This window comes from Rhodococcus sp. KRD162 (assembly GCF_017168335.1).
Classification (GTDB): domain Bacteria; phylum Actinomycetota; class Actinomycetes; order Mycobacteriales; family Mycobacteriaceae; genus Rhodococcoides.
In genome coordinates this window covers 108882-120801 of sequence record NZ_JABFAU010000013.1, presented here as the reverse complement: position 1 = coordinate 120801, position 11920 = coordinate 108882, and the positions used below count along the sequence as shown (strand labels likewise).

At 65.4% G+C, this 11920-nt stretch carries 7 protein-coding genes and 1 pseudogene (1 of these 8 running past the window's edge); 5 read left to right on the top strand and 3 right to left on the bottom strand.

Annotated features, from left to right (window positions below):
• Window positions 1–170, bottom strand: a pseudogene (locus J1M87_RS29455) (NUDIX hydrolase); its annotated part reaches 46 nt to the left of the window's first position; the annotation flags it as partial.
• 454 nt (window positions 171–624) lie between these two features.
• Between J1M87_RS29455 and J1M87_RS17645 the strand changes: the two are divergent.
• Together J1M87_RS17645 and J1M87_RS17640 are read left to right on the top strand one after the other, a co-directional pair.
• Window positions 625–1551 carry an ADP-ribosylglycohydrolase family protein gene (locus J1M87_RS17645; protein WP_206490806.1) on the top strand — a complete coding sequence of 309 codons (927 nt, stop codon included), beginning with the start codon at window positions 625–627 and terminating at the stop codon, window positions 1549–1551.
• Window positions 1548–2057: an O-acetyl-ADP-ribose deacetylase gene (locus J1M87_RS17640; RefSeq protein WP_206490805.1), complete on the top strand. Its 510-nt coding sequence runs from the start codon at window positions 1548–1550 to the stop codon at window positions 2055–2057. Before J1M87_RS17645 ends, J1M87_RS17640 begins: the two co-directional genes overlap by 4 nt.
• Window positions 2058–2063: 6 nt before the next feature.
• Here J1M87_RS17640 and J1M87_RS17635 read toward each other — a convergent pair whose 3' ends face one another.
• Complete coding sequence (locus J1M87_RS17635) at window positions 2064–2747, bottom strand: excalibur calcium-binding domain-containing protein (RefSeq protein ID WP_307830847.1); 684 nt, start codon at window positions 2745–2747, stop codon at window positions 2064–2066.
• A gap of 169 nt (window positions 2748–2916) precedes the next feature.
• On the bottom strand, window positions 2917–3267 hold the full coding sequence (locus J1M87_RS17630) for a VOC family protein (protein ID WP_206490804.1): 351 nt from the start codon (window positions 3265–3267) through the stop codon (window positions 2917–2919).
• 152 nt (window positions 3268–3419) lie between these two features.
• Between J1M87_RS17630 and recC the strand changes: the two genes are divergently transcribed.
• The 3 genes from recC to recD are packed head-to-tail and all read left to right on the top strand — an operon-like array spanning window position 3420 to window position 11919.
• The gene (recC, locus tag J1M87_RS17625) at window positions 3420–6719 is read left to right on the top strand and encodes an exodeoxyribonuclease V subunit gamma (RefSeq protein ID WP_206490803.1); all 3300 of its coding nucleotides are present in this window, start codon (window positions 3420–3422) and stop codon (window positions 6717–6719) included.
• The gene (locus J1M87_RS17620; RefSeq protein ID WP_206490802.1) at window positions 6716–10060 is read left to right on the top strand and encodes a UvrD-helicase domain-containing protein; all 3345 of its coding nucleotides are present in this window, start codon (window positions 6716–6718) and stop codon (window positions 10058–10060) included. Before recC ends, J1M87_RS17620 begins: the two co-directional genes overlap by 4 nt.
• On the top strand, window positions 10057–11919 hold the full coding sequence (gene recD / locus J1M87_RS17615) for an exodeoxyribonuclease V subunit alpha (protein ID WP_206490801.1): 1863 nt from the start codon (window positions 10057–10059) through the stop codon (window positions 11917–11919). The genes J1M87_RS17620 and recD overlap by 4 nt, the downstream gene beginning before the upstream one ends.
• The last annotated feature ends 1 nt before the right edge of the window (window position 11920 follow it).

Sequence of the window (11920 nt, the reverse complement as noted above, 5' to 3'; positions counted from 1 at the left end):
AGCGCGCCGATCACGTGACGTCGGAAGGTGTCTTTCGTGAGCGAGCGGTCGAAGACGATCTCGTACAACTCTCGCAGCTGCAGCAGTGTGAAAGTCTCGTTCGGCAACAGTGCGGGATCGATCTCGCGTGCGTAGCGCTCACGCAGGTCGAGAACTGCTTCGGTCACCATGTCGTCGTGGTCGAAGGCCAACGGTGACACCGGTCTCGCACTGTCGATGGGAACGCATTCGGTTGTCGTGGTAAGGGATCGGACTGGGGCCACTGCGCTGTGCGCCATCGACAGAACCCATCCGCGGTCGTCCCGATCCGGCGCGTCGAACAGTCGCAGTTGGTGAAATACGAGATCGACGATGGCTGCCTTGGTCTCGAGTGCGCGATCGGCCGCATCGGACAACCTCTCTCCGGGGCGCAGGAATGTTCCCGGAAGCGCGAGTCCTCGCTCCGAGTGCACTGCGACGACGTGCAGTCGGTTGTCGCGGAGGGTCAGGACAGCTACGTCGACTGCCACGGATGGGCGTGGGTAGTCGGTCAGGGCGTTGCCCTCTCGATCTCGCCAGGTCATGTCTTGCATATTAGCGTGAAACTGATCTATGATTAGCTCAATATCGAGCAAAGGGGTAGTTGTGCAACTGACGGACAATCAACAGGATCGAGCGAGGGGCGTTCTGCTCGGAACAGCAGCGGGCGACGCATTGGGTGCCGGCTACGAGTTCGGATATCCCTCGCCCGAGACGCCGATCGCCATGGTCGGCGGCGGGACGTTCGACTGGGCTCCGGGGGAATGGACCGACGACACCTCGATGGCACTGTGCGTGGCGCGGGCTCTCGAATCAGGCGGTGACATCGACGAGATCGCCGATAATTTTCGTGCGTGGTTCGCGCAGAACCCTCCTGATGTCGGAAATCAGACTCGCGCCGTGCTCTCGCAGGCCACCTCAAGCGGCGCGGACATGGCCGCCGCGGCTGCGTCTTTGCCAGGCAGAACAGGTGGCAACGGGTCGCTCATGCGGACCGCGCCGGTCGCCTTGGCCTACCTCGACGATCCCGCAGGATGTCGAGCTGCTGCAGCGCGGATCAGCGATCTCACGCATGCCGACCCACGTGCCGGCGAAGCGTGTCAATTATGGACTCACGCAATTCGATACGCAGTTCTGCACGGCACATACGATGGCGTCTCGGAGTTTCTCGACGAGGCCGACGCCGATGTGCGAGCGTTCTGGCAGCCCTTGATCCAGCTGGCCCAGGCAGGAGAGCCCTCGGACTTCCCACGCAACGGTTGGGTTGTGCACGCCCTGCAGACCGCATGGTGGGCAATCCATCGTTGCCGGGACGAGAAGCGGCCACTACCCGCAGCTCTCGAACTCTGCGTCCGCGCGGGCGGCGACACCGACACAACGGCAGCCATCGCCGGCGGACTCCTGGGAGCGTGCTGGGGAGCATCGGCGGTACCGCAGGACTGGCGCGACATCGTCCACGGCTACCCAGGGCTTCGTGCCGAGGACCTCGATCGCATCACCACGAACATCATTGCAGCGAAGGAACTTTCATGACAATAATCGACGTCGTCCAGGGCGACATCACAGCCGTGGCGGCGAGTGCGATCGTCAATGCGGCCAACACAAAACTGCTCGGCGGCGGCGGGGTGGACGGGGCGATCCACCGCGCCGGCGGGCCCACGATCCTCGCGGAATGCAAGGTGCTGCGGGCCACCACCCTGCCGCACGGGCTCGACGTGGGCGCAGCCGTCGCGACCACCGCAGGCAGATTGCGCGCGGACTACGTCATCCACACCGTCGGGCCGCGGTACTCCCTGCACGAGGACCGATCTGAATTGCTGCGATCGTGCTACGCCCGGAGCCTGGCCCTGGCCGCGTCGATGAAGTCGAAGTCAGTAGCGTTTCCACTGATCTCCGGCGGGTCCTTCGGATGGCCGATGCACGAAGCCGTCACCCAGCAAGTGGTGGCCGTGAAAGCTGCGCGGCCCTCGGTCGAACTCGTCATGCTGGTCGCCTACTCCCGCGAGAGTGCAGACCTCACGCGGCGATTGGTGGGCTGACCGTGGTCAGTTCTCGCAGCCGATGCCGTCTCTGTCGCGGTCGAGTTTGACGCTGTAGCCCGGCTCCCCGGCGTAGATCGGCGCTGCGCCTGCCGCGCGAACAGCATCGCAATTCGCGTACGAGACGACGGGCGGCGCTGCGACAAACGGCGCAGGAGCGGTGTAGACGGGCTCGGGGGTGTACAGCGGCTCCGGAATGTAGGCGGGCTCGGGATCCGGGAGCGGGATGTACTCCGTCGTGGGCGGCCCCTCGACGACGGCAGCGACAGCTTCGGTCGTCGGGGCCACCGTGGTCGTGGTCGGTGCGGGTGTCGTCGTGGTCGGCCGCGCGGAGGTCGTCGTGACGGTCGGGAGCGCGGGCACGGCCGCAACCGGGGCAACGGCGGGAGTCTCGGGCTCGGTGGTAGTGGTCAGGCCCGCGAAGACCAAGGCGGGAAGGACGGCGATTGCCGGGATCGCCCAGCCCTTGCGGCCCTGCGCGGGCGACGAGCGCAAGTACACGACACCCGCGCCGAGCAGCAGAGCGCCGACGAGCAGAGCGCCGAACTCGAACGACGTGACTGCGCGGATCAGAAAGATGACACCGAAAACGATTGCAGCCCAAGCGAAAAACTTGCCGAGCAGGGGACGACGTTGGGTCGTCGGCTCAGGAGCGGGTCGCTGGAACGGTGGCGGGTATGCGCTGGTCACGGGGGATCGTCCTCAGGTCGGTGGGTGTCGATTCCGCGGCAGAGATGGACCGCGGGACCCGGAAGCACCCCCTGTATCCCTTTCGGACCGGGCGGTCGCATTCCAGCCTGCATGTCGTACGGCCGTCGGCTGCCGTTACACCAGAGGTGCGGACGGCAACCGGGGTGTGTCAATAGCGTTCTCGGAAGCCGCCGATCGCCGTGATCGAATTACCGTCGGGATCGGAAACGGAGCACAACCGGACTCCCTTGTTCGCCTCGACGATGTCGCCGAACTCGACCCCGCGTGAGCGCGCTGAAGCGACGAACGATTCGAGGTCCTCGACGGCGACGTTGAACTGCGACGAACCGGCCCGTTCGGCATCGACGGTCACCTGCACCCAGGCAGCCGGGGCTGCCTGCCACTCCACCAGGCTCGGCATCGGATTGTTGTCCGCGGGCCGATCGAAAAGCCGCTCGTACCAGGCATTCGATGCGTCGATATCGCGCACTGCCACCACTGCAAACACGTGTCCGAACATGTCGTCTCCTTCGTCTCGATACGGAGTTCACAGATACCGACCGAATTCGACGGCCCAACTCATCGGGCAGAACCTGTCGGAGCCTCGAGTAGGGTCATCTCCTGTCCGGGAATCGGGCTCTTCGTCACGAGGAAGGCAGGGGGATCGCAACGGTGTTGACGCTCCACCGCGCCGAACGCGCAGGAACCCTCGCGGCAGCCCTCGCCGATGTGCTCTCCGTTCCGTTGAACGATTGCTTTGCTCCCGAGGTCGTGTCGGTCCCGGCCAAGGGTGTCGAGCGGTGGCTCACTCAACGACTGTCACGCACATTGGGTGGCCCCGACGGAGACGGTATCGCCGCGAACATCGAATTCCCCAGCCCGGCGAGGCTGGTCTCTCGTGCCATCGCTGCAGTCGACGACATCGACCCAGACGACGATCCCTGGGCCCCGGGACGGGTGCTCTGGACCGCACTGGACGTGATCGACGAATGTCGCACCGAACCGTGGGCGGCCGTACTGTTCGAACACCTGGGAGCCGGGACCGAGGACCATCGAGCGGGACGCCGCTGGTCGACGGCGGCGCATGTTGCGGAGCTGTTCCGCACGTACGGGACCCAGCGACCCCAGATGCTGCGCGAGTGGCAGGCCGGACGATTCACCGACGGTCACGGCACCGATCTCGACGACGACCTGCAGTGGCAACCGCGAGTGTGGAACATGGTGCGCGAGCGGATCGACAGCCCGAGCCCCGCCGAACGGCTGCCCGTCATATGCGCCCGGCTGCGGGACGCGCCGGAAGCGGTAGACCTACCGAGTCGATTGTCGGTGTTCGGTCCGACTCGGCTGACCGCCGATCAGCGCGAGATGCTGGCTGCGCTCTCACACCACCGCGACGTCCACATCTGGGTGCCGCACCCCAGCCCGTCGATGTGGGACGCCCTCGCAGACATCCCTGCGGTGACGCGTCGACGAGACGACGTCACGGCTCTGGCGGTCGAACATCCACTGTTGGCGAGCCTGTCGCGTGACGTGCGAGAGCTGCAATCAACCCTCGGTTCGATCGCGACGAATTCTGTGTATCACCCGAGCTCTGTCTATCACCCGAGCTCTGAGGTCGCCGGTACCTTGCTCGCCCGAGTTCAGTCGGACATAGCAGCGAACGTATCACCCACCGCCGCAATTCAATCCGATGCCAACGCAACGTCGTCCGATGGAACGGTGCAGATCCACGCATGTCATGGTCCCGCTCGGCAGGTGGACGTTCTGCGTGAATCCCTGCTGCACCTGTTCGCCGAGGATCCGACTCTGGAACCGCGGGACGTGCTGGTGATGTGCCCGGACGTCGAGACCTACGCGCCGCTGATCCGCGCGAACTTCGGGCAGGCGGCGCTGGTGCACCCGGGGCACCGGCTGCGCGTGCGACTCGCCGATCGGGGCCTGCGCCGCACCAACCCCGTGCTCGACGTCATCGCCACCCTGCTCGACTGTGCTCAGGGCCGCGTCACGGCGAGTGAACTCCTCGACTTCGCTGCAAGTGGCCCGGTCCGCGCGAAGTTCTCGTTCACCGACGACGACCTGGAGCGACTGCGCGAATGGGTCACCACCTCGGGTGCCCGCTGGGGCTTGACGGTTCGGCAGCGAGAAGCATTCGGACTGAACGGCTTTCGACAAAACACGTTCAAGTCCGCACTGGACCGCATTCTCCTGGGCGTGGCTGCCGACGAGACCGGAAACGACTACCTCGACCTCGCCCTCCCACTCGACGATGTCGACAGCAACGACATCACCCTCGCCGGCCGTTTCGCCGAGCTCGTCGATCGCCTCGCCTCGGTACTGCGCGCCCTTGCCGGTCCCGCGTCGGTGACCGAATGGACGCGGCAGCTCGGTCGCGCCCTCGATCTGCTCGCCGACGTACCGACCGCGGACGAATGGCAACTCGCACAAGCGCATCGCGAGATCGCCGATGCCACCGAACACGGTGGCGAAGCCGAGCTTCGACTCGCGGACGTCCGCGCGATGCTGGCCGGGAGACTTGCAGGCCGACCCACCCGAGCGAACTTCCGAACCGGCGAACTGACCGTATGCACCATGGTCCCGATGCGATCGGTGCCGCACCGAGTGGTGGTGCTTCTCGGGCTCGACGACGAGGTGTTCCCGCGAGTGGGCAGTATCGACGGCGACGACATCCTCGCCCGCGACCCTGCCATCGGCGAACGAGACCTCCGCAGCGAGGATAGGCAACTCCTACTCGACGCGGTGATGTCCGCCGAGGAGAAACTCCTACTGTTCTACACCGGAGCCGACCCCGTCGACGGATCGGTCAAACCCCCGGCAATTCCGTTGCGCGAGTTGATGGACGTACTCGAGGTGACCGCGGGAGGAAGCGTCGAACATCGGCATCCGCTGCAGCCGTTCGATCCACACAATTTCGAAGCCGAGCACCCCTTCAGCTTCGACGTGGTCGCCTTGGCAGGCGCGGTGGCCAAGCAAGAAACCACCCATCCGGTGCGCCCGTTTCTGCCCGAGGCACTTCCGCCACTACCTCGCGGAGACGTAGAACTCGCCGACCTGATCGCCTTCGTGGAGAACCCGGCGCAGGCATTTCTGCGTCAACGACTGGGCTTTCGAGTTCCCGAGCTAGAGGACGACCTCGCGGACAGTTTGGATATCGAACTGGACCCGTTGTCTCGGTGGAACATCGGTGACCGGATGCTCGCTGCAGTACTCGCAGGCGGAGACATCGGAGAATTCGCCGACGCCGAGTGGCGCCGCGGCACATTGCCGCCGTTCCATCAGGGCCGACGTGAAATGTCCGATATTCGGCAGATCGTCGGAATCATCGCCGACGCGGCCGCCCCCTTCCACGACGGGCCGGCCGAGACCATCGATATCGCCGTCGATCTCGGTGAGGGACGGCGTCTGACCGGCACCGTGACCGGAATCCACGATCGCACTCTGGCGCGCTCGTCCTACTCGCGTCTGGCTGCCAAGCACCGCCTCGCGGCCTGGGTACGGCTGCTGGCGGTGGCCGCATCGGAGCCGGGGGAATGGAGCGCCGTCACCATCGGACGGGCAAGTGGAATGCGACCACCTCGTCGATCTCGCCTGACCGCACCGGCCGAGCCCAGCACGGTCCTCCGCGAGTTGGTCGATCTACGCGACCGTGGATTGGCGTCGCCGTTGCCGATCTCGACAGGAACCGCGTCCTCGTACGCCGAGAAGAGGTTCGGGGGCGGAACGATCGAGGACGGCTACGAGTCGGCCACCTGGTCGTGGCGAGGCGACTTCGGAGACGGAACAGATCGATCGCTACGGTACCTGTACGGCCCTACCCTGACGTTTCAGACGCTGCTGGCCGCGACACCCCTACCCGACGAGACCGAACCTTCGAACGAGTCGAGCCGCTTCGGGATTATCGCTCGAAAGCTCTGGGATCCATTGCTTGCCGCCGAAAACATGGGGAACGCATGACCACCGCGCGCGGATTCGATCTGCTCGGTCCGCTGCCGACCGGAACCACGGTGCTCGAAGCCAGCGCCGGCACCGGCAAGACCTACGCCATCGTCGGATTGGCCGCGCGCTATGTCGCAGAGGGCCTCGCCGAGATATCCGACCTGCTGCTGGTCACCTTCAGTCGGGCCGCGACCCAGGAACTCCGTGATCGCACTCGAAGTCGATTTGCCTCTCTCGCCGCGCACCTGGCCGACCCGGAAGCCGCTCGTGCAGAACGTGATCCACTGGTCGTTTTCCTGGCATCCGCCGACGATGCAGAGGTAGACCGACGTCGCGGCCGGCTCCGCAAGGCGCTCTCGGACTTCGACGCCGGGACCATCGTCACCACCCACAGTTTCTGTCAGCGAATGCTCGACGGGCTCGGTATCGCTGGCGAGCGTGAACCCGAATCGACGTTCGTCGAATCGGTGTCCGATGTACTCGAACAGGTCGTGGATGATCTGTATCTGCAGATGTTCAGCGGCGACGACGCGGCTCCGGCGTTCAGCAGACACGACGCCCAGCAGCTGGCGCTGGCGGCAGTGAACGACCCGCAGTCGATCCTCTACCCCGATATCGAGAACCTCGACGACGACGGAAATCGCGAGTCCGAACTCCGCGTCCGATTCGCCCGAGAGACGCGGCGGGAAGTCGAGCGCCGTAAGCGCCAGCTCGGGGTTCGTGACTACAACGATCTGCTCGGACTGCTGCATTCGGTGTTGTCCCATCCGGCGCACGGCGACGCTGCCTGTGCGCGAGTGCGAGACCGATTCCGTGTGGTGTTGATCGACGAGTTCCAGGACACGGACCCGATGCAATGGGACATTCTGCGGCGAGCGTTTCACGGATCCACGACGCTCATTCTCGTCGGAGACCCCAAGCAGGCGATCTACGCGTTTCGTGGAGCCGAGGTACTCAGCTACCTCCACGCGGTGGAATCGGCCGACCATCTGTACGAACTCACTGCCAACTGGCGCAGTGGCTCGGGACTGCTCGACGCATTGCATCATCTGTACGGTGGTGCGGCCCTCGGACACGACGATATCGTGGTGCACCGAGTCGAGGCACGAAACCCGCTGCCGCGGATGGTGGGGCATCCTCCGCTACGGCTTCGCTACCTCCCGCGAACCGGTGTCGGTCCACTGCGGCAAGGGTTTCCGGCCGTCGATCGGCTCCGATCCAGAGTTGCGGCCGACGTCGCGACCACCATCGTCGAGCTGTTGTCCAGCAATACCGTGATCGATCGCCCCGACGGGCCGCGCGAGATCGAACCGCGGGACATCGCCGTGTTGACCCGAACGACCAAGCAGATAGCGCTGATTCGGGATGCGTTGGACGGCGTCGGCGTTCCGTCCGTCGTATCGAGCAGCACCAGTGTGTTCGGCACGGACAGCGCCCGACACTGGCTGTGGTTGCTGCAGGCAATCGAGCAGCCGCATCGCACCGATCGCGTACGCCTTGCCGCACTGACCCCGCTCCTCGGCTGGAATGCCGCTCAGCTCGACTCCGGGGCTGAGGACGCGGTAGCCCAGGTCAGCAGCCGCCTACGTGAGTACTCGATCCTCTTCGACGAGGCAGGGTTCGCCGCAGTCTTCGAGCGCGTCTCGGCTCAGTCCGGGCTCGACGCGCGTCTACTCGCCGTGGACGCAGGCGAGCGCACCATGACCGATCTGCGGCACATCGCCCAATTGCTCAATCGCGCAGCAGTATCCGAATCACTCGGAATCACCGCCCTCACCCGATGGCTGACCGATCGCATCAAGGAACCGGCAGCGGGCGGATCCGCCGACCGCAGCCGTCGACTCGACAGTGATGCGGCCGCCGTCCAGATCATGACCACGCACAGCAGCAAAGGACTCGAGTTTCCCGTCGTCTATCTGCCGTATGCCTGGGACACATTGTATTTCAGCAAGCCCTCGACGCTGCTGCTCCACGAGAACGGCGACCGTATCCGAGACGTCGGTGGACCGTCCGGGACGGGATACGCCGCCAGGAAGATCATCAACGATCAGGAGGAAGCGGCCGAGGAACTGCGACTGCTGTATGTCGGGCTCACCCGGGCCGAGAGTCAGGTCGTGCTGTGGTGGGCACCGGGGCGCAACACCGCAACGTCCTCGCTGCATCGCATGCTGTTCGGCCGCATACCCGCAGTTCCGCAACCCGAGCGGTCCTACAAAGTTCTCGACGACGCGACTACCGCGAATCGGCTCCAATCCTGGGTCGGATCGGCTACCGACCTCATCTCGGTCGAACCGGTGGGCTCCGGCGCACCGTCGGCCGCGCAGTGGCTCCGGCCGGACGAGACCCACCTCGACGTTGCCGCCGCGCGATTCGATCGAAGTCTGGACCTACTGTGGCGTCGAACGTCGTACTCCGCGTTGACAGCTCATGCCCATGATTCCGCACTGGTCCAGCTCGGTTCGGGTGTGACCAGTGAGGCCGAGCACCCCGAGAAGACGGACGAGCCTGCCGAACCACAGCCGGACAGCGACTACGGTCCCGTGCTGGACGGCGAGCCCAGGGTGGAGGGTATTGCGTCCCCGATGAACGGCATGCCCGCGGGGGCCGCATTCGGAACGCTCGTCCACGAGGCGCTCGAACACGTCGACGCCTCTGCTCCGGATCTACTGGCCGAACTGGAACGGCGCTGCAGCGCAGCGGTCGCGTCACGGATGGCAGAGGTCGACCCGATGGCGTTGGCCGCAGCCCTTCTGCCGGTGATGCAGACGCCCTTGGGTTTCGGAACGTTGGCCGACATCGCACCGACCGATCACCTGGCGGAACTGGACTTCGAGCTGCCCTTGGCCGGTGGCGAGGACCCGGTGGCGGCGACGGTCACCCTGAAATCCGTTGCGCGCTCGATGCGGCATCACCTCGATCCGACGGACGTGCTCGCGTCCTATCCCGATCTGCTCGACGGTATCGAGGCGACACCACTGCGCGGCTTTCTCACGGGCAGCATCGACTCGGTTCTCCGCGTGTCCGGACCGCGCTACGTCGTGGTGGACTACAAGACCAACCGGCTCGCCCGCGGCGACCTGACCACTGGACATTTCACCCGTGAGAAAATGGCTCAGGAAATGATGCGCTCGCACTATCCGCTGCAGGCAATCCTGTATGCCGTTGCATTGCACCGGTATCTGCGCTGGCGTCAACCCGATTACGACCCGGGTACGCACCTCGGCGGTATTCGCTACCTGTTCGTCCGGGGCATGGTGGGACCACAGACCCCGGCCGGGTGCGGGGTGTTCGATTGGGATCCGCCCGCCGCTCTGGTGGTCGAGCTCTCGGACCTGCTCGCCGGGAAGATCAGTCGATGACGGCCGTCTCGACGGCACTGCGCGGCAGCGGGATTCTGCGCGTGTTCAATGATGCAGGTGTGCTGTCGGCTGCCGACGTACACGTGGCGCTTCGGCTCGGTGCACTGGCAGGGGAGTCGTCCGATCACGTCCTGCTTGCTGCCGCCCTGACGGTGCGTGCGGTGCGTTCGGGATCGGTGTGCCTCGATCTGCGGCGCCTGCGCGATGTGACGGTCGACGAGAATTCCGAGGTCGATCCGAGTTCGCTTCCGTGGCCCGAGCTGAGCGAGGTGCTCGGTGCCCTGACCGTGAGCCCGCTCGTGGTCGGGAGCTCGAACGGACCACTGACGCCGTTGAAACTGGTCGACACCGATCAGGGTGAGCTGCTGTACCTGGATCGATACCACCTGCAGGAGAGCATCGTTCGCGATGTACTCGATCAGCGATCGCAGACCCACCCGGTCGCCGACGCCGCGGAGATCAATGCCGCATTGGCCGAGTTGTTCGTCGATGAAGCCGGCACACCGACAGCCGCCCCCGATCGACAGCGAATAGCGGCGGCCCTGGCCGCCACACAGTGGACCACCGTCATCGCAGGGGGACCGGGAACCGGCAAAACTCATACGGTGGCCCGCATTCTCGCGTTGCTCGTCCGGGAACACGGAAGTGACCTACGAATAGGTTTGGCGGCACCGACAGGCAAGGCGGCCGCCCGGCTGCAGGAGTCGGTGTCCGAACAAGCCGAACTGCTCGAACTTCCGGCAGATCTGAAGGCGATGACGCTGCACAGGCTTCTGGGCTGGAAGCCCGGTAGCAAGACGAGGTTTCGGCACGACGCCGAGAATCGCCTGCCGTACGACGTCATAGTCGTGGACGAAACCTCGATGGTGTCGTTGACGATGATGTGCCGATTGCTCGAAGCCGTCCGTCCCGAATCGCGTCTGATCCTCGTCGGTGACCCGGACCAACTGACCTCCGTCGATGCAGGTGCCGTGCTGGCAGATCTCGTGGCTCGTCCGGTCACCGGCAGTGAGAACCCGGTGCTGGCCGAACTCGTCGCCGAGGATTTCGCAGCCACCGAGGATCCGGCCGAGGCGGCCCTGAGCGGGTACGAGCGCGACCGACTCAGTGGAGGTGTCGTGCGGCTCAGTCGCGGCCGGCGGTTCGGTGGAGCCATCGCGCGCCTGGCCGTGGCCGTGCGCGACGGCCGAGCCGACGAGGTGATGTCGCTGCTCGAGTCCGGCGCCGAGGAGATCTCCTTCCACGGTCCCGACGACATGGATGCTCTGCGCTCCGACGTGATCGACACCGCAGCCGAAGTGACCGCTGCAGCCACGGGAGGGGACGCGGCCGCCGCACTGCTCGGGCTGGAGAAGCATCGCTTGCTGTGTGCACACCGTGAGGGCCGATGGGGTGTCTCACGGTGGGATCGGCAGGCGATGGAATGGGTCGGTGAAGGGAGCGGAACGTTCCTCGATCCGTCGCTCTGGTACCCCGGCCAGCCGCTGCTGGTAACAGCGAACGATCACGAGGCGCGGATCTACAACGGTGACACCGGTGTCGTGATCTCCGGAGACAACGGAACCCCGATGGCGGCGTTCCCCCGCGGGCGCGGCCACGTGCTGATCCACCCGAACGTGCTCTCCTCGGTGCACACCGTCTACGCCATGACGATCCACCGCAGCCAGGGCAGTCAGTACGACACGGTGTCGGTGCTTCTTCCCGCCGAGGCCTCGACTCTGCTGACCCGCGAGTTGCTGTACACCGCGATCACCCGAGCCCGAAAGCACGTGCGGGTGATCGGGACCGAGGACGCGATCCGTGCAGGCGTCGAACGTCAGGTGTTGCGAGCGAGTGGGCTACGAAGAACGGTCCGGTAGC

What these genes read in the sequence shown, in the direction of transcription:
- J1M87_RS17640 (WP_206490805.1), top strand. Translation starts at nt 1,548, where the DNA reads ATGACAATAATCGACGTCGTCCAGGGCGACATCACAGCCGTGGCGGCG.
- J1M87_RS17630 (WP_206490804.1), bottom strand. Translation starts at nt 3,267, where the DNA reads ATGTTCGGACACGTGTTTGCAGTGGTGGCAGTGCGCGATATCGACGCA.
- J1M87_RS17620 (WP_206490802.1), top strand. Translation starts at nt 6,716, where the DNA reads ATGACCACCGCGCGCGGATTCGATCTGCTCGGTCCGCTGCCGACCGGA.
- recD (WP_206490801.1), top strand. Translation starts at nt 10,057, where the DNA reads ATGACGGCCGTCTCGACGGCACTGCGCGGCAGCGGGATTCTGCGCGTG.